Source organism: Pseudomonas sp. HP_12 (assembly GCF_055283955.1).
This window is the reverse complement of record NZ_JBTOQG010000061.1, coordinates 140805-163556: the sequence shown is the minus strand read 5'-3', so window position 1 is coordinate 163556 and position 22752 is coordinate 140805. Positions and strand designations below refer to the sequence as shown.

General features: G+C 60.8%; 20 protein-coding genes and 1 pseudogene. 10 read left to right on the top strand and 11 right to left on the bottom strand.

Features of this window, described 5'->3' with window-relative positions; all coding sequences use genetic code 11:
* Window positions 1-20 precede the first annotated feature (20 nt).
* Window positions 21-932, bottom strand: a complete 912-nt coding sequence (ppk2, locus tag ACYASU_RS25735) for a polyphosphate kinase 2 (protein WP_463584494.1) — start codon at window positions 930-932, stop codon at window positions 21-23.
* 249 nt (window positions 933-1181) lie between these two features.
* Here ppk2 and ACYASU_RS25730 point away from each other — a divergent pair, with 249 nt between their 5' ends.
* The 10 genes from ACYASU_RS25730 to ACYASU_RS25685 all read left to right on the top strand — a co-directional run bounded on the left by ACYASU_RS25730 (window position 1182) and on the right by ACYASU_RS25685 (window position 12131).
* Window positions 1182-1643 carry an Lrp/AsnC family transcriptional regulator gene (locus tag ACYASU_RS25730; protein ID WP_192173123.1) on the top strand — a complete coding sequence of 154 codons (462 nt, stop codon included), beginning with the start codon at window positions 1182-1184 and terminating at the stop codon, window positions 1641-1643.
* Between the two features lie 142 nt (window positions 1644-1785).
* Window positions 1786-3480, top strand: a complete 1695-nt coding sequence (locus ACYASU_RS25725) for a flavin monoamine oxidase family protein (protein WP_192173124.1) — start codon at window positions 1786-1788, stop codon at window positions 3478-3480.
* 10 nt (window positions 3481-3490) lie between these two features.
* The gene (locus tag ACYASU_RS25720) at window positions 3491-4291 is read left to right on the top strand and encodes a carbon-nitrogen hydrolase family protein (RefSeq protein WP_463584493.1); all 801 of its coding nucleotides are present in this window, start codon (window positions 3491-3493) and stop codon (window positions 4289-4291) included.
* A 93-nt stretch (window positions 4292-4384) separates the two neighbouring features.
* Window positions 4385-6748 (top strand): pyrroloquinoline quinone biosynthesis protein PqqF, encoded by a 2364-nt coding sequence (gene pqqF, locus ACYASU_RS25715; protein WP_463584492.1) that lies wholly within the window; start codon window positions 4385-4387, stop codon window positions 6746-6748.
* 188 nt (window positions 6749-6936) lie between these two features.
* Window positions 6937-7008, top strand: coding sequence for a pyrroloquinoline quinone precursor peptide PqqA (gene pqqA, locus ACYASU_RS25710; protein ID WP_008365141.1), 72 nt, complete (start codon window positions 6937-6939; stop codon window positions 7006-7008).
* Between the two features lie 93 nt (window positions 7009-7101).
* Entirely contained in the window at window positions 7102-8013 is a 912-nt protein-coding gene (gene pqqB / locus ACYASU_RS25705; RefSeq protein WP_463584491.1) for a pyrroloquinoline quinone biosynthesis protein PqqB, read from the top strand.
* A gap of 139 nt (window positions 8014-8152) precedes the next feature.
* Window positions 8153-8908, top strand: a complete 756-nt coding sequence (gene pqqC / locus ACYASU_RS25700) for a pyrroloquinoline-quinone synthase PqqC (RefSeq protein ID WP_065991310.1) — start codon at window positions 8153-8155, stop codon at window positions 8906-8908.
* A complete protein-coding gene (pqqD, locus tag ACYASU_RS25695; RefSeq protein ID WP_463584490.1) occupies window positions 8905-9180 on the top strand; it encodes a pyrroloquinoline quinone biosynthesis peptide chaperone PqqD in 276 nt (91 codons plus the stop codon). Before pqqC ends, pqqD begins: the two co-directional genes overlap by 4 nt.
* The gene (gene pqqE, locus ACYASU_RS25690; RefSeq protein WP_463584489.1) at window positions 9152-10339 is read left to right on the top strand and encodes a pyrroloquinoline quinone biosynthesis protein PqqE; all 1188 of its coding nucleotides are present in this window, start codon (window positions 9152-9154) and stop codon (window positions 10337-10339) included. The genes pqqD and pqqE overlap by 29 nt, the downstream gene beginning before the upstream one ends.
* The gene (locus ACYASU_RS25685; protein WP_463584488.1) at window positions 10305-12131 is read left to right on the top strand and encodes a S9 family peptidase; all 1827 of its coding nucleotides are present in this window, start codon (window positions 10305-10307) and stop codon (window positions 12129-12131) included. The genes pqqE and ACYASU_RS25685 overlap by 35 nt, the downstream gene beginning before the upstream one ends.
* A gap of 279 nt (window positions 12132-12410) precedes the next feature.
* Here ACYASU_RS25685 and ACYASU_RS25680 read toward each other — a convergent pair.
* From ACYASU_RS25680 to bioF, 10 genes and pseudogenes are all read right to left on the bottom strand, one after another.
* Window positions 12411-12509: pseudogene (locus tag ACYASU_RS25680) on the bottom strand (EamA family transporter); the annotation flags it as partial.
* 85 nt (window positions 12510-12594) lie between these two features.
* Window positions 12595-12756, bottom strand: coding sequence for a YqaE/Pmp3 family membrane protein (locus tag ACYASU_RS25675; RefSeq protein WP_037019089.1), 162 nt, complete (start codon window positions 12754-12756; stop codon window positions 12595-12597).
* Between the two features lie 373 nt (window positions 12757-13129).
* Entirely contained in the window at window positions 13130-14908 is a 1779-nt protein-coding gene (locus ACYASU_RS25670) for an acyl-CoA dehydrogenase C-terminal domain-containing protein (protein WP_463584487.1), read from the bottom strand.
* A gap of 222 nt (window positions 14909-15130) precedes the next feature.
* Window positions 15131-16426, bottom strand: a complete 1296-nt coding sequence (locus ACYASU_RS25665) for a GGDEF domain-containing protein (RefSeq protein WP_463584486.1) — start codon at window positions 16424-16426, stop codon at window positions 15131-15133.
* Window positions 16427-16603: 177 nt separating this feature from the next.
* Window positions 16604-18409 (bottom strand): phenylacyl-CoA dehydrogenase, encoded by a 1806-nt coding sequence (locus ACYASU_RS25660; RefSeq protein ID WP_423573521.1) that lies wholly within the window; start codon window positions 18407-18409, stop codon window positions 16604-16606.
* A 348-nt stretch (window positions 18410-18757) separates the two neighbouring features.
* Window positions 18758-19054, bottom strand: coding sequence for a pyrroloquinoline quinone biosynthesis protein PqqE (locus tag ACYASU_RS25655; RefSeq protein ID WP_192173135.1), 297 nt, complete (start codon window positions 19052-19054; stop codon window positions 18758-18760).
* Between the two features lie 124 nt (window positions 19055-19178).
* Window positions 19179-19859 (bottom strand): dethiobiotin synthase, encoded by a 681-nt coding sequence (gene bioD / locus ACYASU_RS25650; protein WP_463584485.1) that lies wholly within the window; start codon window positions 19857-19859, stop codon window positions 19179-19181.
* Window positions 19860-19946: 87 nt separating this feature from the next.
* Complete coding sequence (gene bioC / locus ACYASU_RS25645; RefSeq protein ID WP_463584484.1) at window positions 19947-20807, bottom strand: malonyl-ACP O-methyltransferase BioC; 861 nt, start codon at window positions 20805-20807, stop codon at window positions 19947-19949.
* Entirely contained in the window at window positions 20800-21531 is a 732-nt protein-coding gene (locus ACYASU_RS25640; protein ID WP_282368280.1) for an alpha/beta fold hydrolase, read from the bottom strand. The genes bioC and ACYASU_RS25640 overlap by 8 nt, the downstream gene beginning before the upstream one ends.
* Window positions 21524-22714 (bottom strand): 8-amino-7-oxononanoate synthase, encoded by a 1191-nt coding sequence (gene bioF, locus ACYASU_RS25635; protein WP_463584483.1) that lies wholly within the window; start codon window positions 22712-22714, stop codon window positions 21524-21526. Before bioF ends, ACYASU_RS25640 begins: the two co-directional genes overlap by 8 nt.
* Between the last annotated feature and the right edge of the window lie 38 nt (window positions 22715-22752).

Here is a 22752-nt window from a genome sequence, read left to right as displayed (position 1 = left end):
AATCACATATCGGCAGAGGATCAATAAACCGGCGGAACAACCATCTCACGCGGTACCGGTGCCCGTAGGTAATTGGCGTTGTACTCGCGCTCCGGCAGCACCACTTGCGGTGTCTCGGTATCGCCGCGCGGGATCTGCTCCAGCAGGTGGTGAATGCAATTCAAGCGCGCGCGTTTCTTGTCGTCGGCCTCGACAATCCACCACGGCGCGACGTCAGTGTGAGAACGCGTGAGCATTTCTTCTTTCGCGTTGGTGTAGGCCTCCCAGCGACGACGGGATTCGAGGTCCATGGGCGAAAGCTTCCACTGTTTCAGCGGGTCATGGATGCGCATCAGAAAGCGCCGGTACTGCTCGTCATCGGTGATGGAGAACCAGTACTTGATCAGGATGATGCCCGAGCGCACCAGCATTTTTTCGAACTCGGGGACGGTGCGGAAAAACTCTTCGTACTCCTCGTCATTGCAGAAGCCCATGACCCGCTCGACGCCGGCCCGGTTGTACCAACTGCGGTCGAACAGCACCATTTCGCCAGCCGCAGGCAGGTGCGCGACGTAGCGCTGGAAGTACCACTGCGTGCGCTCGCGCTCACTCGGCGCGGTCAGTGCAGCAACCCGGCAAACCCGCGGATTGAGCCGCTGAGTGATGCGCTTGATCGCACCGCCCTTGCCTGCCGCATCCCGGCCTTCGAACAGCACGACCACCTTGAGCTTCTGGCTCACCACCCAGTCCTGCAGTTTCACCAGCTCGCCCTGCAGGCGCAGCAGCTCACGGAAATACAGGCGGCGATCAATCCCTTTGGGCACCTCCTCACCTAAGTCAGCCAACACGCCATCCAGGCGCGCGTCGTCGTACTCCATTTCCAGTTCTTCGTCGAAGCTGTCGAGGATATCGGCCTGGATGTAGCGGGCGGTTTCGGAGAAATCCAGAGTCATGACGAGGCTCCCGGCGTGGATTCAAAGGGGGTGGGGAGAGAGTTTAGGCACGCCAGGGGTGACAGAAGAATGACAAAAGCCTTACAGCGCGGAAAAGTCCTACATGACCGACGCAGGTTCTCTGACGCCCATCTCTGGTGGACGATCAACGCAGAATGCTTGGGCTTTCGCGTCGCCTTGCCATTCGAATATCACCCAAACCCCTACGGAATCTCCTAACATGCCCCGCTTGCCGAAGGAGATCCGCCCTTGCCTGACACCCGCCCACCAGCGCTCGACGACATCGACCGCAAACTGATCGCCGCGCTGCAAATCAACGCCCGGGAACCGGTCGCCAATCTGGCTCGGCAATTGGGCATCGCGCGGACGACCGTAACCTCGCGACTGGCGCGCCTGGAAAAAGCCAAAATCATCACCGGCTACGGCGTGCGACTGGGTCAGCGGCTGGTAGATGGAGGTCTGCAGGCTTACGTCGGCATAACCGTGCAGCCTCGCTCCGGCAAGGAAGTGCTGCGGCGGCTGAGTGCGCTCGCCCAGGTGCAACAGTTGTGCGCAGTGAGTGGCGAATTCGATTACGTGGCGTGGCTGCGCACGGACTCGCCGGAGCAGCTGGATCAGATGCTTGATCTGATCGGCAGCGTCGACGGGGTCGAAAAGACCACCACGTCGATCATCCTGAGCAGCAAGATCGATCGCGGTCAGCCTTCCTGACGTGCCATTTCCGACAATATGACGAAAAGCTCCGTCACTTTGCTGGGGTTCTCGACACAACGACGGCACTCTGCGTCTTATTAACGTCCCAACTGTTATCTAGACTTGTTCACTTTCGCGCCTCAGTCGAACAAGGTCAGTCATGAAGAACAATCGCCACCCCGCCAACGGAAAAAAACCGATCACGATTTTCGGCCCGGACTTCCCGTTTGCCTTCGATGACTGGATCGAACACCCAGCGGGCCTTGGCAGTATTCCTACGGAAAACCTTGGCAAAGAGGTCGCGATTGTCGGCGCAGGCATCGCCGGGCTGGTGGCGGCTTATGAGCTGATGAAGCTGGGCCTCAAGCCGGTCGTCTATGAAGCCTCCAAAATGGGCGGCCGCCTGCGTTCGCAACAATTCGAAGGCGCTGAAGGCATCATCGCCGAGCTGGGCGGCATGCGCTTCCCGGTGTCCTCCACCGCTTTTTATCACTACGTCGACAAGCTCGGCCTGGAATCCAAGCCCTTTCCCAATCCACTGACGGCTGCGTCGGGCAGCACAGTGATTGATCTGGAAGGCAGCACTCACTACGCACAGAAACTGTCGGATTTGCCTGCGCTGTTTCAGGAAGTGGCTGACGCCTGGGCGGACGCGCTGGAGGACGGCTCGCAGTTCGCCGACATCCAGCAAGCCATCCGCGACCGCGATGTGCCTCGGCTGAAGGAGTTGTGGAACAAGCTGGTGCCGTTGTGGGACGACCGCACGTTCTATGATTTCGTCGCCACGTCCAAAGCCTTCGCCAAACTGTCGTTCTATCACCGCGAAGTGTTTGGGCAGGTCGGTTTCGGCACCGGTGGCTGGGACTCGGACTTCCCGAACTCGATGCTGGAGATCTTCCGCGTGGTCATGACCAACTGCGACGATCACCAGCACCTGATCGTCGGCGGCGTCGCGCAAGTCCCTATTGGCATCTGGCGCCACGCCCCCGAACGTTGCGCCCATTGGCCCGAGGGCACCAGCCTGTCGACGCTGCACCGAGGCGCCCCGCGCACGGGCGTCAAAGGCATCAGCCGCGCCGCCAACGGCCAGTTCGCGGTCACGGACAATCTGGGTGACGTTCGCCATTACGATGCGGTTTTGGCGACGTGCCAGACTTGGTTGCTGACCACCCAGATCGAGTGCGAAGAGTCGCTGTTTTCCCAGAAGATGTGGATGGCACTGGACCGCACGCGTTACATGCAGGCGTCGAAAACCTTCGTCATGGTCGACCGGCCGTTCTGGAAAGACAAAGACCCGGAGACCGGCCGCGACATGATGAGCATGACCCTGACTGATCGCCTGACCCGTGGCACCTATCTATTCGACAACGGCACCTATTCCAACGGCGTCGAGAAGCCGGGGGTGATTTGCCTGTCGTACTCGTGGATGAGCGACGCGCTGAAAATGCTCCCTCACCCCGTGGAAAAACGCGTCAGCCTGGCGCTCGGCGCGCTGAAAAAGATCTACCCGAAGGTCGATATCGCCGCACGCGTCATCGGAGACCCGATCACCGTGTCGTGGGAATCCGACCCACACTTCCTCGGTGCTTTCAAAGGCGCGCTGCCGGGCCACTACCGTTACAACCAGCGGATGTACGCGCACTTCATGCAGAAGGACATGCCTGACGAGCAACGCGGCATTTTCATCGCCGGTGACGATGTGTCCTGGACGCCGGCCTGGGTTGAGGGCGCTGTGCAGACGTCGCTGAACGCGGTGTGGGGCATCATGACCCACTTTGGCGGCAAGACTCACGCCGAGAACCCGGGCCCGGGTGACGTGTTCCACGAAATCGGCCCGATCGTTTTGCCGGAATAAGGAAGCCACTATGCGCGTCGCCCTCTACCAATGCCCGCCGCTGCCGCTGGATGTCAGCGCCAACCTCATGCGCCTGGAAGCTCAGGCGATCAAAGCATCGGCCCAGGGGGCGAAGCTGCTGGTCTTCCCGGAGATGTTTCTCAGCGGGTACAACATTGGCGCCCAGGCCGCGCGGGAGTTGGCACAAGCAAGCAACGGCCCGGCTGCGCTGAAGATTGCCGAGATCGCTCAGGCCACGGGCGTCGCGATTCTGTACGGCTATCCGGAGTTAAGCGTCGACGATCAGGTTTACAACGCCGTGCAGTTGATCGACGCGCAAGGTGTTCGGCTCTGCAATTACCGTAAGACCCATCTGTACGGCGACCTGGACAACGCGATGTTCAGTGCGGGCGATGAGCACTTTCCGGTGATGGAATTCGGAGGCTGGAAACTCGGCTTTTTGATCTGCTACGACGTCGAGTTTCCCGAGAACACACGGCGTCTGGCCCTGGCCGGCGCCGACCTGATTCTGGTACCGACCGCCAACATGGCGCCCTACGATTTCGTCGCGGAAGTCACCGTGCGGGCCCGCGCCTTCGAGAACCAGTGCTACCTCGTTTACGCCAATTACTGTGGCAGTGAGGGCGAGATCCATTACTGCGGTTTGAGCAGCATCTGCGCGCCTGACGGCCGGCAAATCGGTCTTGCTGGACAGGATGAGGCGCTGGTGATTGCGGATCTGGACCGTGAATCGATGAGCGAATCTCAGGCGATCAATACGTATTTCAAGGATCGCCGACCGGGGTTTTATTCCGGCCTGGGTAAACCGTAAGGTAATTCTCCTGCGCCGCCCCTGCGCACGTCCCACACCTGCACGCCCGTAATCCGCTAGCATGGCCGCTCAGTCATCAAACCTCACAGCGCCATGCCCAACCCCATCAGCCAGCGATCCCTGACCCTGCCCATCGGCCTGAACGTGGTGCTTGTTTCGGCCCCACGTTTGAAGCGTTGCGCGGCGGCATTGCGGGTGGCGGCAGGCAGTCATGATGTTTCGGCCCGCTGGCCGGGCCTGGCGCATTTTCTTGAGCACTTGTTTTTTCTCGGCACCGAGCGCTTTACGGCCGACGAAAAGCTGATGGCGTTCGTGCAGCGTCATGGCGGGCAAGTGAACGCCAGCACACGCGAGCGCACCACCGACTTTTTCTTCGAGCTGCCGTGCGCCGTGTTCCCCGACGGTCTCGAGCGGCTGTGCGAAATGCTCGCACATCCGCGTATGACGATTGCCGATCAGCTGCGAGAACGGGAGGTGCTGCACGCGGAATTCATCGCCTGGTCGCGGGACGATGCCTCTCGTGACCTGCTGAAGCGCCTGCAGCCCTTGTCGGCCTTGCATCCGATTCGATGGTTTCATGCCGGCAATCGCTTCAGTCTTCCGGTTCCCCGTCAGGCATTCCAGCATGCGCTGCAGGATTTCTACCGACGGTTCTATCAGGCCGGACAGATGACGTTGAGCCTCGCGGGGCCTCAGTCGCTGGATGAACTGGAACAATTGGCCACGCAGTCTGGCGGGTGTTTCGCTCAAGGTATTCGGGTTGAGCAACAGCATCCGCCTGCGCTGCTCACTCATGCACCGAAGCCAATCGGCGAGGCTGATCAGCGTCGGATGCATCTGACGTTCGCATGCGAAGGCTTACCGGCAGGGCAGGAACAGGCCGCGGCGTTTCTCTGCACCTGGATGAATGACGCGCAAGGGGGCGGGCTGGTGGCGGAGCTGCGTGACCGAGGCTTGATTGAGTCGCTGAAAGCCGAGGTCATGTATGAGTTTGGCGGCCAGGCAGTCATCGACATTGAGGTCGCACTGGCCGCGAAGACACCCGAGGCGTCATCGCGCGTATCAGCAATGGTGTTCAGTTGGCTCGCCTTTTTCAAATCCCATTACCACCCGTTGCTCGAAGAATACGCACGACTGGAACAGCGGCGTCTGACCGTCAGCGGCGCACTTTCGCTGGCGCGGTATTTCAGCGCGGAAGCTAATGCGGCGGGCCTGTCGGTAGATGCGGTCGACGCACTGCTCAGCCAGCTCACACCAGACGCGCTGTTGCAGGCGCAAGCCGAATCTCCGGCGTACGACGCCTCAACCGTCCATTGGCGGCTGCCCGACCCCAATCCATTTTTGAACCAGACAACGCCGGCCACGGCGCCGACCGTGCCGCTGCCCGCGCTGACATTCAGCGACGCGCTGCCAGAAAACGGCGAAGCCGCTCTGTACCTGCGATGGGCGTTTGCCACGGCGCAACCAACGCTTGCACGGATGTTGGGTGAAAGCCTGAAACCGCTAACGGCCCAAGCCTGTCAAGCGGGGGTCACGCTGGCATTCAGTGCCTACGGCAGATTCTGGCAGTTGAAAGTCTCAGGCCTGGCGCAACCGCTGCCCGCCGTGCTGGAGCAGGCTCTGCTTTTGCTCGGCAAGCCGGATGCTCAGACCTTGGCGCGCTACGGTGCGCCAGCTAATGAACCGGCCCTCATCCCGATACGTCAGTTGTTGAAGAATCTGCCTGATCATTATTTGAACAACCCAATCACACATCAGACCGACAATCTGCAGCGCGCGTGGGCTGAGGCTACTTGGACAGGGTTTGCCACGGGTTTCACACCCTCAGCGCAACAGTTGTTGAGTCACGCCGCTCGGCTCATCCCCGGTCTCCCGGAGCATTCAGCACTCACAGCACCTCGGGCCACAGGCACACGGTGGGAAATCGAACCGTCAGAATCTTCCGAAACTGCGCTGCTGATCTTCTACCCAACGCCCTCCCACTCCCTTGACGACGAAGCCACGTGGCGACTCTTCGCACAGCTGATGCAGGCTCCGTTCTACCAGCGCCTACGGGTCGAGTTGCAGTTGGGTTACGCCGTTTTCAGTGGTTTTCGACAGATCGCTGGCCAGGGCGGTCTGCTGTTCGGCGTGCAATCGCCCGGCGCGAGTGCGGAGCAACTCGTTGCGCACATTGAGACGTTCATCAAGGGTCTGCCCACATTGATTAACGCCGCAGACTTACCCGGGCAGGTAAAAATCCTGCGGGATCAACTCGAAACGGCTGACATGGAGCATCTGCAAGCGGCTGATCTGCTCTGGCAAGCGCATTTGGCAGGGCACGGCAGCGACTACAGCGCCTGCCTGCAACATTCCCTTGCACATCTCCAGCAAGCCGCTCTGCTCGAAACCGCTCATCGGCTGGCCCAGCCCGACAGCCCCAGACTCTGCCTATCGAACCGCCCAAACGCCCTCTAGCCCGCCCCGACCGCAGGCCACAACCAGCTGATCATTGCCCGTTGTGCAAGGATCTTTATCGGATATTTCATCATTGGCTGTTCGATAATTTTAGTAACATAGCACCCTAAGCATTTGAACGTCTCCGCTCGCAGGAGCACTAACGAATGTACTCACCCACCGCTGCACTAACCCAGAAGGAGTCAATTATGTGGACTAAACCTGCTTACACTGATCTGCGTATCGGCTTTGAAGTCACCATGTACTTCGCAAGCCGTTGATTGTTGCGCGGTGAGAAGCCTCGGTTCGCCGGGGCTTTTTTATTAACGCGATTCTGATTCAGGGCCGGCCTGGCCCGTTGCTACGGGGTTTACATGCACATCCAGATTCTCGGTTCCGCCGCCGGCGGTGGTTTCCCTCAGTGGAACTGCAACTGCGCCAATTGCGTAGGCTTTCGCGACGGCAGCTTGCGGGCGCACGCGCGCACCCAGTCGTCCATCGCGCTGTCGGACGACGGGGTGAACTGGATCCTGTGCAACGCCTCTCCCGACATCCGCGCCCAGCTTCAGGGGTTCGCCCCGATGCAGCCCAATCGCGGCCTGCGCGATACAGGGATCAGCGCGATCATTCTGATGGACAGCCAGATCGACCACACCACCGGTTTGCTGAGCCTGCGTGAGGGCTGCCCGCATCAAGTCTGGTGCACGGACATGGTTCACGAGGACCTGAGCACGGGTTTCCCGCTGTTCAACATGCTCACCCACTGGAATGGCGGCTTGACCTGGAATCGCATCGAGCTGGAAGGCAGTTTTGTCATTCCCGCCTGCCCGAATCTACGCTTTACGCCATTTCCACTGCGCAGCGCGGCACCGCCCTACTCGCCACACCGATTCGACCCGCACCCGGGCGACAACATCGGCTTGATGGTCGAGGACCTGAGCACGGGCGGCAAACTGTTCTACGCGCCGGGCCTGGGCAAAGTCGATGACGCCCTCATGGAGAAGATGAGCGGCGCCGACTGCCTATTGGTCGACGGCACGATGTGGGACGACGATGAGATGCAGCGTCGTGGCGTCGGCACCCGCACCGGGACGGAGATGGGTCATCTGGCGCAAAACGGCCCCGGCGGCATGCTCGAAGTGCTGGAAAAGCTGCCGCAACAGCGCAAGGTGCTTATCCACATCAACAACACCAACCCTATCCTCGACGAAGACTCGCCCGAGCGCGCCGAACTGGCGCGGCGGAACGTCGAAGTGGCATTCGACGGGATGAGCATCGAGCTTTAAGAATGCTGAATAACCGACTGTAGGGTGAGTTTGCTCATGAAGGTGTCAGGTCAGCCAGCCGATGAGGCACAGGTAGATCGCCTTCGTGAGCAGCTCACGCCCACGGGATCTGCGGAAATTCTTGACGAGAACTGCCGACATGAACGATGCAACGCCGCTGTCCCCCGCTGAATTCGAACAGGCCCTGCGCGCCAAGGGCGCGTATTACCACATCTATCACCCTTTCCATGTGGCGATGTACGAAGGGCGCGCGACCCGCGAGCAGATTCAGGGCTGGGTCGCCAACCGGTTCTACTATCAGGTGAATATCCCGCTGAAGGACGCTGCGATCCTGGCCAACTGCCCGGACCGGGAGATCCGCCGCGAGTGGATACAGCGCTTGCTGGATCATGACGGCGCCCCCGGTGAAGACGGTGGCATTGAAGCCTGGTTGCGTCTGGGTCAGGCCGTGGGACTGGACCCTGACCAGTTGCGCTCGCAGGAGCTCGTCCTGCCGGGCGTACGATTTGCCGTCGACGCCTACGTGAACTTCGCCCGCCGCGCCAACTGGCAGGAAGCAGCGAGCAGTTCGCTGACCGAGCTGTTTGCGCCGCAGATCCACCAGTCGCGCCTGGACAGCTGGCCGCAGCACTACCCGTGGATCGACCCGACCGGCTACGAATACTTCCGCACCCGCCTGGGTCAGGCCCGCCGCGACGTCGAGCATGGTCTGGCGATCACGCTGCAGCACTACACCACGCGGGAAGGCCAGGAGCGCATGCTGGAAATTCTGCAGTTCAAACTCGACATTTTGTGGAGCATGCTCGATGCCATGAGCATGGCCTACGAGCTGAACCGCCCGCCCTATCACAGCGTGACCGACCAACGCGTCTGGCACAAAGGAATCGCCCTATGAGCTTCAATCGCGAACAGGTGCCCAGCTGGCGCCGCGGTTATCGTTTCCAGTTCGAGCCGGCGCAAAACGGTTACGTGCTGCTCTACCCCGAGGGCATGATCAAGCTCAATGAAAGCGCGAGCGCGATCGGTGGCCTGATTGACGGTCAGCGCAGCGTCGACGCCATCATTGCGTTGCTCGACGAAAAATTCCCCGGCGTCCCCGAACTCGGCACTGACGTCGAGCAATTCATGGAGGTCGCCCGTGCAGAGCTCTGGATCGAATTTGCCTGACTCAGTGAATACTCAGTCCGATGTCTACATTCCGCCCACGCCCCCGGTTGGGCTGCCGCTGTGGCTGCTTGCCGAGCTGACCTATCGCTGCCCGTTGCAATGCCCGTATTGCTCCAACCCGCTGGATTTCGCCAAGCAGGGGCAGGAGTTGAGCACCGAGCAGTGGTTCAAAGTCATGGCCGAAGCCCGGCAAATGGGCGCAGCCCAGATCGGCTTCTCGGGCGGCGAGCCGCTGGTGCGTCAGGACCTGGCCGAGCTGATCGCCGAAGCGCGGCGGCTGGGCTTCTACACCAACCTCATCACGTCCGGCATCGGCCTGACCGAGCAGAAGATCATCGACTTCAAGGAAGCCGGGCTGGACCACATCCAGATCAGCTTCCAGGCCAGCGACGAGCAAGTGAACAACATGCTCGCCGGCTCGAAGAAGGCTTTCGCGCAAAAGCTGGAAATGGCCCGCGCCGTGAAGAAGCATGGCTATCCGATGGTCCTCAATTTCGTGACCCACCGGCATAACATCGACAAGATCGACAAGATCATCGAGCTTTGTGTGGCGCTGGAAGCTGACTTCGTGGAGCTGGCGACCTGTCAGTTCTACGGCTGGGCGCACCTGAATCGTGTGGGCTTGCTGCCGACCAAAGACCAACTTGTGCGCGCCGAACGCATCACCAACGAATACCGGGTCAAGCTCGCCGCGGAAAACCACCCGGTGAAGCTGATCTTCGTCACCCCCGATTACTACGAAGAGCGCCCAAAAGCGTGCATGAACGGCTGGGGCAATCTGTTCCTGACCGTGACGCCGGACGGCACTGCGCTGCCGTGCCATGGCGCGCGGCAGATGCCAATCCAGTTCCCCAACGTGCGCGATCACACGATGCAGCACATCTGGTATGAGTCGTTCGGCTTCAATCGCTTTCGCGGTTACGAGTGGATGCCAGAGCCTTGCCGTTCCTGCGATGAGAAGGAAAAGGACTTCGGTGGCTGCCGCTGTCAGGCATTCATGCTCACCGGCGATGCGAGAAACACGGACCCGGTGTGCAGCAAGTCGCCGCAGCATCACTTGATCACCCAGGCCCGTGATGAAGCCGAGTATGCTAGCCAGACCATCGAGCAACTGGCCTTCCGCAATGAACGAAACTCACGCCTCATCGCCAAGTCCTGATCTTCTTTCTGCCGCCCAGGCTGTGGCGGCAGGCACCGATTTCGCCGAACTCAGCGTCAGCCCTGCGGGGCTTTTCTGGAGTGAATTCCGCCCGCAGGATGCCGCGACGCGCATCTGGCGCTGGCACGACGGCGCGACTGCTTGCCTGACCCCCGAGGGTTTCAGCGTGCGCAGCCGGGTGTATGAATACGGCGGCGGTTCGTTCTGCCTGACTGACGATGCCGTGGTGTTCGTCAACGAAGCGGACCAGCAGATTTACCTCCAGCCCTTCGATTCCCAAACGCCTCGACCCCTGACCCAAGGCGACAAGCTCTTCGGAGATGTCCGCTATGCGCGTGGGCAGATTCTGGCAGTTGAGGAGGATAAGGACACTCACCGGTTGGTCGCGATCGACGTCGCGGACGGCCGCCGGCATGTATTGGCGGAAGGTGCCGACTTTTATGCATCGCCCACCGTCAGTCCGGATGGCAGTCGGCTGGTGTGGATCGAGTGGTGGCGGCCCCATCAGCCCTGGACGTCCTCGCGACTGATGAGCGTCGAACGCCAGCCCGACTTCTCATGGGGCAGGCCGCACTGCCTCGCGGGCGGGTTGGGACTGGAATCGCTGCAGCAACCCCGCTTTGATGAAACTGGCCGCTTGTACTGCCTGACTGACCGCGCCGGCTTCTGGCAGCCGTGGGTTGAGACGCTGGATGGTTTTGAAGCACTTCCTGCCGCCCCTGCCGACCACGCATCGGCGCCGTGGCAACTGGGCGCGTCAACTTGGGCGCCGCTCGGCGACAGTGCGTACCTCGCCGCCTGGTTCGAAGACGGCAAAGGCCTGCTCGGCGTGCGCTCGGCGCAGGGCTCAGTTGAAGATTTCAGCGGCGATTACAGCCGTTTCAGAAGCCTCGCGGTGGACTCGGACTATGTCTATTGCATCGCCGCGTCCCCCGTCAGCCCCTCTGCTGTCATTGCCATCAGTCGTGCTGACAAGCGCGTTCAGGTGCTGGCCGGCGGCGTGAGCCCGCTCCCCATTGAGCGCATCAGCCAGCCGCAAACCCTGCGTTATCCGAGCGGCTCCAGCGAAGCGCACGGGTATTTCTATCCGGCCATGAATGGCGACGACAAGCCGCCGCTGGTGGTGTTTATCCACGGCGGCCCGACCTCCGCGTGCTACCCCGCACTGGACCCGCGCATTCAGTTCTGGACGCAGCGGGGCTTCGCCGTCGCCGACCTCAACTATCGCGGCAGCACCGGTTACGGCCGCGCCTATCGCCAGGCACTGTTTCTGGAATGGGGCGTTGTCGATGTCGAAGACGCCTGCGCAGTGGTTGAATACCTGGGCAATCAGGGCCTGATCGATCCAGAAAACGCATTCATCCGCGGCGGCAGTGCCGGTGGCTATACGACGCTGTGTGCGTTGGCTTTCAAGAATGTGTTCCGCGCAGGAGCGAGCCTGTACGGGGTGAGTGACCCGCTGGCACTGGCGGAAGCCACGCACAAGTTCGAGGCGGATTATCTGGACTGGCTGATCGGCGACCCCGATGTCGACATGGCGCGCTACCGGGAACGCACGCCGCTGCTGCATGCTGACCAGATCAAGGTCCCGGTGATCTTCTTCCAGGGCGAACTCGACGCCGTGGTCGTCCCCGCCCAGACCCGCGACATGCTCAATGCATTGCTGGAGAACGGCATCCCGGCGGAAGGGCACTTCTACCCCGACGAACGCCACGGCTTCCGCAAAGCCGCCAACCTGGCCCATGCACTGGAAACCGAGTGGGCGTTTTACCGGAAGGTGATTGATGGGTGAGGTGTCAGACGTTTTGCGCGTCAGCCACTGACGCACTTGGCCAACGCGATCATGCTTGCTCACGAAGAAGGCATTTCAACCGCTGGAATTTTAGCGGTTGTACCGGCCCCTTCGCGAGCAAGCTCGCTCCCACAGGGTATTAAGGCGGATTCAAATTTTCCGAAAGGCGACGCCAACCTCACGGGTGACGCAGTCCCTCAGAAGGAGCGGTTTCAGCCGGGAAGAGGCCGGTGGATGCAACCATCAATTTGCCGTGTGACCTTTAAAGCCGTTCCCGGCTAAAGCCGGTCCTACAGTGGCAGCACGGGCATTGAGCCCTACCAGAAAATCTGTGCCGCCCCAGAACAGAGCGGCGAGTAATCCCAAAACAACGTCCATCCCTGACCTTCCTGATCATAAAGTCCGACGTCGGACTGTATGTCAGCTGACCTGAGACAGGAAGCGCGGTGTTTAGCGGATTGAGTTACTTGCGACTGACAATGATGTAGATCGCGTGGATGATCCCCGGGATGTAGCCCAACAGGGTCAGCAGGATGTTCAGCCAGAAGGCACCGGCGAAGCCGACTTGCAGGAACACGCCCAGGGGTGGCAGCAGGATGGCGATGATGATGCGAATGATGTCCATGGGTGAAGCTCCTGGTTAATGGCCCAATGGGGGCCGCACAGCTAATCGACCTTGGGCCGTTACAGGGGTTCCGCAGCGCAATCATCAAGCCATTACCTTCTCGCGCAGCCGCGCCAAGCGAAGCGGTCGAAGGAGTAGGTATTTTCCAAGACGCAGAAAAAAGAAAACCCCGCCTAAGCGAGGTTTTCCAGACTGTTTCCCATGACTTCCATTTCTCCCCGCCGTCCTGGCAGGCAATCCCTTACGTGTCCCTGTTATCTGTTGCGCGTCCTGCGCTACGTCCATGTGAGTAGATTAAACTTGGATCCACTGGAGCGATAGAGCCGAATGCCACCACGTCATGTAAGCAAATGCTTACATGATTTTCGTGGTGTCAGAACTGTGACGCCTCCAATAGGTACAGCGACTCACTGCCAGCCCTCACCGACGCTGAAAGGGACTGAATCCGAGGCAGCAGACGCGCAAAGTAGAAACGCGCAGTGCCCAGCTTACTGGCGTAGAAATCTTCCTGAGTTTCCTTGCCCCACGCCGCGTTTGCCATCATCGCCCACATGTAGGCGTACGCCGTGTATCCGAATACATGCAGATACTCGACGGAAGCGGCACCGATTTCATTCGGGTTGCTACGCGCCCGGTCCAGCACCCAGTCGGTCAATTCGTCCAGCGTGGTCAAGGCAGCGGCCAACGGCTTGGTGAACTCGGCCTGCGAGCTGTCAGACGACGCAATGAATTCACGGACTTCGTCAGAGAACAGCTTGTAGTACGCCCCGCCACTGGCGACAACCTTACGACCCATCAGGTCCAGTGCCTGAATGCCGTTGGTGCCTTCGTAGATCTGGGTAATGCGCACGTCACGCACCAGTTGTTCCTGGCCCCATTCGCGAATGTAGCCATGACCGCCGAACACCTGCTGACCGTGCACGGTGGTGTCCAGGCCCATGTCGGTGAGAAAGGCCTTGGCAACAGGCGTCAGCAGTGCAACCAACGCATCGGCGCGCTGACGCACGTCGGCGTTTTCGCTGTACTTGGCGGTGTCCAGTTGCATGGCCACGTACGTCGAGAACGCGCGACCGCCTTCGTTCAGCGCCTTCATTGTCAACAGCATGCGGCGCACATCGGGGTGAACGATGATCGGGTCGGCAATGGTGTCTTTGGACTGCGCGCCTGTCGGGGCCCGGCTTTGCAGACGGTCGCGGGCGTACTCGATCGCGTTCTGATACGAACGCTCGCCGGACGCCAGGCCCTGAATGCCTACACCCAGGCGCTCGTAATTCATCATGGTGAACATCGCCGCGAGGCCTTTATTCGGCTCCCCGATCAGGTAGCCCTTGGCCTGATCAAAATTCAGCACGCAGGTGGCCGACGCCTGAATGCCCATTTTGTGCTCAATGGATCCGCAGAACACCGTGTTGCGCTCACCCAGGCTGCCGTCGTCGTTGACCATGATTTTCGGCACGAGGAACAGCGAAATGCCCTTCGGCCCGGCCGGTGCGTCGGGCAGTTTGGCCAGCACCAGATGGATGATGTTCTCGGTGAGGTCGTGTTCGCCGCCGGTGATGAAGATTTTAGTACCGCTGACCTTGTAGGACCCGTCGGTCTGCGGCTCCGCTTTCGTGCGGATAATCCCGAGATCCGTGCCGGCGTGGGCTTCGGTCAGGCACATCGAACCGGCCCATATGCCGGCGTACATGTTCGGCAGGTATTTGGTTTTCAGCGCTTCGCTGGCGTGGTTATTGATCGAGACGCAGGCGCCGGACGTCAACATCGGGTACAGCCCGAAGGCCAGGCTGGCGGAGTTGACCATCTCTTCAACTTGAGCAGAGACCGCCTTGGGCATGCCCATGCCGCCGAATTCCGGATTGCCGCCGACGCCGACCCATCCCCCTTCCGCATACGTTTTGTACGCTTGAACGAAACCTGCAGGTGTGGTGACAACGGCGTCTTTCCAGTGGCAGCCTTCCTCATCAGCCGCGCGGCTCAGCGGTGCGACGGATCTGCCAGTGACTTTGCCCGCCTCTTCGAGAATCGCCTCGACGGTCTCGGCGTCCACGGTTTCAGACAGTTCGGGAAGCGTGGCCCAAAGTCGGGAGACTTCGAACACTTCATTGAGGACGAAGCGCATATCGCGCAAGGGCGCTTTGTAGTCAGCCATGGCAAACCTCGTTTCAGCGGCAAAGAGCTCGGGGGAGGAGCGGCACAGCACGGAGATTGCGGCGCCGATGTGTCAGTGGAACGAGTGTACCTGAACACCATTTGCGACACATAGGGTCAACGCGTGACTATTACCAAGGATTCGGTCACGATCGAGCGACAGTCGAGCTATCACCTTGCACGGCTGCGTGTGAGTTCGTTGGGTGATGAAAAGGAGTAGGTTTTAGCCGGCTGCGGCCATGCGAACAGCGCCGCGCTTGCTGGTTTGCGCATGGCTGATTACGCAGTTACGGCCAGCGCCTTTGGCGGCATACAGCGCCTGATCGGCGGATTTTAGGACCTCTTCCGGATTGCGGTGCTCGGGCAGGCGCTCGGCCACGCCGATGCTGACGGTCACCGAAACTGTTGATGCCTGAGAGCCCGCTCGACGCTGACGCCCTTGCAGGTCATCGTTTGGACGATTGTCCTGGTTGCGCAGGTGAATCTGATAGCTGGCGATGGTTTCACGAATGACTTCAAGGTGCGGCAGGCACTCTTCCAGGGTTTTGCCGGCAAACACGATGGCGAACTCTTCACCGCCATATCGATAGGCGCGCCCGCCGCCGTTGGTGATCTTCGACAATTTGCTCGCCACCAGACGCAGCACCTGATCGCCGACATCATGACCGTGTGTGTCGTTGAATTTCTTGAAGTGATCGACGTCGCTCATCGCCAGCACGTAATTGCGGCCCAGTCGCTGCATCCGCTCATTGAGCGCGCGTCGGCCTGGCAGCCCGGTCAGTTCGTCGCGGAACGCCATTTGATAGGCCTCGTGCGCGACCGCTGCGGCAATCATCAACATCACCTGGCTGCACATGATGTTCAGGGTGAACGGCAGGATGAAGGTTTTCGGCAACGCCCAGAACATTCCGAGCAACCCCACCAGTTGAGCGGCATGCAGGGGGCGCGGCTTATAGAGGTACTGGGTGATCAACACGGCGAACGCGATGAAAAACGTCACGTAGGACAACTGGATGAGGCTCATCCAGTCTCCGTGCAGCGCCGGCCAGCGGATGTCGGCGAGCCAGGCGAGCAGCACGGCGGGGAAGCTCTGTTCGAGTCCCAGCGCGACGCTGCCGACGGCGACCAGTACCGCCAGTCGAGCGACAAGGTCTTGAAACAGATGGGTCCGCTCTTCCCACGCGGCAAACAGGCCGAACATGACCGGGAGCAACAGGCAGCACAGATGAAACACCACGGCGGCGTCCTCTCGGACTTTTCCGTTATCGCGGTAATAGTCGGTCTGTGTGTCGAGCAGGAAATAGGCGATGTACACCGTGATCATCAGGAACAGTTCACGCTGCCGCTTGTAAACCCCGCAATACGCGCCGCCCAGCAAGAGCACCAGCGTGGGCAGCACGTTGAAGAGTGAGGTGAAGAAGACGTTGAGGTCTTTCACGTACGCGGCCGCCAGTCCGGCAATCAGCAAAGCCAGAGAGGGTAAAAAATGACTGAGCCGTGCGGCAGAGGGGCGCAGCAAAAGGACTATCTCCTCACCGAAAGATGCGAGCGCTGATTAAATGGCATTGTGCCTGTATCGGCCGCGTCATGCATAGGATGAGGAAGAATGTGCATGGTCTTGGGGCAAGGATCGGCAGGCACAAAAAAGCCGCTTGTCCCTGAGGACAAGCGGCTTGAGGGAAACGCTCGCGGTGACTTAGTAAGCCAGGCCGAAGTGTTCTTCGTTCATGTCCATCAGGTTGCTCGCGCCCGACAGCATGGTTGCCACGTGAGTGCGGGTGCGCGGCAGGATACGCTGGAAGTAGAAGCGCGCTGTCTGCAGCTTGGCGGTGTAGAAGGCTTCTTCGCTGGTGCCGGCCGCCAGTTTCTCGGCTGCCACACGAGCCATGTCAGCCCAGAAGTACGCCAGGCAGGCATAACCGGAGAACATCAGGTAATCCACCGAAGCGGCACCGACTTCTTCGCGGTCTTTCATGGCGGCCATGCCGACCTTCATGGTCAGTTCGCCCCATTCTTTGTTCAGCGCAGCGAGCGGCGCCACGAATTCGCTGATCGCTTCGTTGCCTTCCTGGGACTGGCAGAACTTGTGGACGATCTTGGTGAAGCCCTTGAGCGCCTCGCCCTGAGTCATCAGTACTTTACGACCCAGCAGGTCGAGCGCCTGAATACCGGTGGTGCCTTCGTACAGCATGGCAATACGGGCGTCGCGAACGTTCTGCTCCATGCCCCACTCGGCGATGAAGCCGTGGCCGCCATAGATCTGCACGCCGTGGTTGGCGGCTTCGAAACCGACTTCGGTCATGAACGCCTTGGCGATCGGGGTCATGAACGCCAGCAGGCCGTCAGCTTGCTTCTTGGCTTCGGCGTCGTCGCTGTATTTGGCGATGTCGACCTGCTTGGCGGTGAAGTACACCATCGCACGAGTCCCCTCGGCGAAGGCCTTCATGGTCAGCAGCATGCGACGCACGTCAGGGTGAACGATGATCGGGTCAGCGGCTTTTTCCGGCGCTTTCGGGCCAGTCAGCGAACGCATCTGCAGACGCTCGCGGGCGTATTTCAGGCCGCCCTGGAAACCGATCTCGGCGTGGGCGAGGCCTTGCAGCGCAGTGCCCAGACGTGCGGTGTTCATGAAGGTGAACATGCAGTTCAGGCCCTTGTTCGGCGGGCCGATCAGGAAACCCGTGGCGCCGTCGAAGTTCATCACGCAGGTAGCATTGCCGTGAATGCCCATCTTGTGTTCCAGCGAACCGCAGGTCACAGCATTGCGCTCGCCGACGCTGCCGTCAGCAGCCGGCACGAATTTCGGCACGATGAACAGGGAAATGCCTTTGGTCCCGGCTGGTGCGTCGGGCAGGCGGGCCAGCACGATGTGGACGATGTTATCGGCCATGTCGTGTTCGCCAGCAGAAATGAAGATCTTGGTGCCGGACACTTTGTACGAGCCGTCAGCCTGAGGCTCGGCCTTGGTGCGCAGCATGCCCAGGTCAGTGCCGCAATGAGGTTCGGTCAGGCACATGGTGCCGGTCCACTCACCCGAAACCAGTTTGGTCAGGTAAGCGTCTTGCTGCTCAGGGGTGCCGTGCTCGGAGATGGTGTTCATCGCACCATGGGAAAGGCCCGGGTACATGCCCCACGACCAGTTGGCTTCGCCGACCATTTCACTGACCGCCAGACCCAACGACTCGGGCAGACCCTGGCCACCATGGGCGACGTCGTGGGCCAGGCTCGGCCAGCCGCCTTCGACGAACTGTTTGTAGGCTTCCTTGAAACCGGTCGGCGTTTTTACGCCGGACTCGCTCCAGGTGCAGCCTTCGGTGTCACCCACACGGTTCAGCGGGGCCAGGACCTGCTCACAAAACTTGGCGCCTTCCTCGAGAATGGCGTCAACCATGTCAGGCGTGGCGTCCTGGCATGCTGGCAGACTCTGATAGTGCGCTTCGTAGCCGAGCAGCTCGTCACGGACGAAGCGAATATCACGCAAGGGGGCCTTGTAGTCAGGCATAGCGATAAACCTCTGCTGGTGAATCCTGGAATTGGATGACCGTGTGGTCACTGTGGGGCATTGCCCCGGCGCCGGCGTTTGGGATCACGCGGCGATCAAACAGGTGTTTGAAACATACGTTTACGCCTATACCTTGTCAAGGGACGCCCTGCACCTTTCATCACCTCCCGGTGTGCGAGATGCAGGCGCGCGCGTACGCCGCCATGCGGTTCAGACCGGTGCGTTGAGTCTAGAGAGCGTGAGGGAAATACAGGGGACAGCGCTCGGAGGATGGGCGCGTGAATGAGGCATTATTCAGGAAAGGGGGAGCGAACAGCGACGTGCGCCGCAGCGCACGAAGAGAGGGGATCAGGCGAAGGTATCGATCAACGTGCCGAGTGCTTCATCGCTGGCTTTTTCAACTTTGACGCCAGCTTGGACTTGAATCCGGCCTTGGGTCAGTTCAACCACATTGGTAGCCATGTCGGAGCGTTGCGGACGATCCACGGAGCGCAGTCGCTCAAGCTGGAAATCCGAAGACTGACTGCGCCCGGACACTTCAGTCGCGGGACTGGCCAGCTGCGTCGCAGCCTGATCGACACGGCTCTGCCCGACCTGCATTGCGCTAAGGCCCGGGTACAGCGTGTTGTTCAGTGAGATTTGCATGAGCACGATACTCTGTTCGGAGCGAACACAGCGATTAAAGCAGCAATGCGCCCGGATTACTCGGCGACGCGACTAGTGGCATTGCGCCTTGTGACGCACCTCACACTGGGCGACGCCCTAACCGTTAATCCAGCAACTCCAGATGCAGATGCTCGGCGATCATTTCCGCGGTTGCCTTCTTTATGAACGGCACGCGCCCCAGACACGGCGCCGGCAGACGCTCAGCCAGCGTGGCGAGGTTCTCTTCAAGCCGAGACGTTTTGGGATCGATGATATTCGCCACCCAGCCCGCCAATTGCAGACCGTCGTTGGCGATGGCTTCGGCTGACAGCAACGCATGGCTGATGCAGCCCAGGCGCACGCCCACCACCAGAATCACCGGCAGGTTGAGCGCGATGGCCAGGTCAGACAGATTGGCCTGATCGGCCAGTGGAACGCGCCAGCCGCCAGCCCCTTCGATCAGCGTGAAATCAGCCTGCTTATCGAGGATATGCCGCATAGGGCCGAGCAAGGACTGCACGGTCAGCGCGACTCCTGCTTCCCGCGCGGCCAGATGGGGCGCGATGGCAGGCTCGAAGGCCACCGGGTTGACCTCGTTGTAGGTCAGCTGAATCGAACATTCGGCACGCAAGGCAACGGCGTCCGAGTTGCGCAACCCCTTGGGTTTGACGTCGCAGCCGGAGGCGACCGGCTTGCCCGCCGCCGTGCTCAACCCCGACTGCCGCGCCGCGTAGAGAAGCCCCGTGGCGATGGTGGTCTTGCCGACGTCGGTATCGGTTCCCGTGATGAAATACGCAGCGCTCATCGTGGCGACCATCCGTTCAGATATTTCAAACTATTCCCTGCTTACTATAGCGCCCGTCTAACAGACGCCGACTAAATAGATCATTCTTTAATCAATGCCGGATTTCGCCAGAATGCCGTACACCACCTGATACGTGGCGGGCAGGCCGTCTTTCTGACGAAACCTTTCGTACGCCTCCATCAACGCCTGGATTCGCGCACGGCCAGTCAGGCCTCCCGGACGACCCGGATTGATGTTGTGCGCGCCCAGTGCCTTGAGTTCATGGGTCAGGCTGCGCACGTCGGGATAGTGCAACACGTGGGGCAAGACTTCGAGGCTGCGCACGTTCAAACCGCTGGCAGTGCAGAGTCGTTGATAATCGTCGCGCTCGCGGAAGCGATTGACGTGGACCATGCCATCCACCGCCTGCCAGCTGTCGCGTAGTTCGGACAACGTCCCGACGCAGAGGCTGGCGAAGGCGAATACGCCACCCGGTTTGAGCACGCGACGCGCTTCGCTCAGCACCGCGGAGAAATCCGGGCACCATTGCACCGCCAGGCTGGAGAACATCAGGTCAACGCTCGCGTCGCGCAGCGGCAGGTTCTCGGCGTCGCCAGCCACGTAATGAACCGCGCCACCCAATGGCCGTGCATAACGCAGCATGCCTTCGGCGAGGTCCAGCGCAACCCCTTCGCTTTGGGGAAACTGCTGCGCCAGCGCGCGGCTGAAACACCCTGTTCCGCTGCCCAGGTCCAGCCACCGGGATGGCGCTGTCTTCGGCATCTGAGCCGGCAGCCGTGTCATCAGCTCGATGCCGACGGCGCGCTGCAAATCGGCCACGCTGTCGTAGCTGGTCGCGGCCTTCGAGAAGGACGCCGCCACCTGACGCTTGTCAGGTAGTGCCTGTTGCCCATTAACCTGTTGCTGTTTCACGGCCTTCAGCACCGCGCAATGGGAAAGATCAGTCATCACCGGACTCGTGTAAAAACGCATGAACTGCAGCGGCGACGCCGTGCGGGTTTTCCAGAATGAAAGCGTGACTGGCCTGCTCGATCACGCCGACTTCGATGTCAGGCTGGAAGGTCAGAACATCCGCCGATGCTTCTGCCGGCACCAACGCATCAAGGCCACCAAACAGGTGCAATTGAGGGCCGCGAAACGCTTGCAGCGCTTTGCGCGTGTCCATTTGCTCGAGCAGCTTCAGGCCTTCGATCAAGCCGGCGCTGGTGCCGTGGGGCGCGCAGGCTTTTAACTGTCTCGACAGCGCCCGTGGCTCTTCGGCGCCTTGCACGCACAAAAGACTGAAACGCTTGAGCGTTCCGTCCAGATCGGCTTTGCAACCGGCGATAAAGGCGTCGAAATCAGTTTGCGGCATCGCGTTGGGCCACTCGCTGCGGGCCACAAAGCAGACGTTGCTGGCGAACGTCGCCAGACCACAGCAGCGCTCGCCCCTGCGCGCGGCCAGTTCGGTGGCCAGCATGCCGCCCAGCGACCAACCGCCCAGCCAGACGTTGTCGGGCAATGTCGAATCCAGTTCATCGAGCCAGTCGTCGAGGTTGTCGGTGTCCATGTCAGGCAACGGCTCGATCACCACCCGCAAATGTTCGTCGAGCCCTCGCAGCGCTGCCGCCAGCGGTTCAAGGGGCGAGACGCCAAGGCCCCAGCCCGGCAACAGGATCAACTGATCACGCATGGTCCAGCTCCGAAGATTCGTCTACGCCCAGCAGCGGATAACACTGCTCCAGTGCCTGCAACAATAGCTGCACCTGCGCTTCGCTGTGGGCTGCCGACAATGTCACGCGCAAACGCGCACTGCCCGCAGGCACCGTCGGCGGTCGAATGGCGGTGACCATCACGCCGCGCTCTCGCAGCAACTGCGACAGCCGCAACGCGCGACCGCTGTCGCCGATCAGGATCGGCTGGATGGGCGTGAAACTGTCCATCAGCTCAAGGCCAAGGGCTTCAGCGCCGGCGCGAAACTGTTTGATCAGTGCCGCCAGGTGCTCACGCCGCCAGTGTTCAGTGCGCAGCAGTTCGAGGCTTTTCAGGGTCGCGCACGCCAGCGCCGGCGGCTGGCTGGTGGTGTAGATGTAGGGGCGGGCGAACTGGATCAGCGTCTCGATCAACTCTTCGCTGCCCGCAACGAACGCGCCCGCGGTGCCGAAGGACTTACCCAGCGTGCCGATCAGCACCGGGACGTCATCGATGCCAAGGCCGAAGTGCTCGACGATACCCGCACCGTTTGCACCCAGCGGGCCAAAGCCGTGTGCATCGTCGACCATCAGCCATGCGTTTTTGGCTTTCGCCGCCTTGGCCAGCGCGGGGAGGTCAGCGACGTCGCCGTCCATGCTGAACACACCGTCGGTGACTACCAGCGTGTCGCCCACCGCTTTGTCCAACCGGCTGGCGAGGCTGTCGCAATCGTTGTGCAGGTAGCGGGCGAAACGGGCGCCGCTAAGCAGGCCGGCGTCGAGCAACGAAGCATGATTGAGGCGGTCTTCCAGCACGGTGTCACCCTGGCCCACCAACGCAGTAACGGTGCCGAGGTTGGCCATGTAACCATTAGAAAACAACAGCGCGCGGGGCCGACCGGTGAACTCGGCGAGGGCTTCTTCGAGCGCATGATGGGGCGTGCTGTGGCCGATCACCAAATGCGAGGCACCACCGCCTACGCCCCAACGTTCGGCGCCGGCCTGCCAGGCCGCGATGACCTCGGGGTGATTGGCCAGGCCCATGTAATCGTTGTTGCAGAACGCCAGCAGCGGCTTGCCGTCGACAATGACTTCAGGGCCCTGCGGGCTTTGCAGCAAGGGCCGCTGACGATAAAGGTGCTCGGCACGACGGGCAGCGAGACGTGCGTTCAGATCAAAAGACATGCGGGCCTCGTGAGCGGATTTATGACTACGCCGTTATC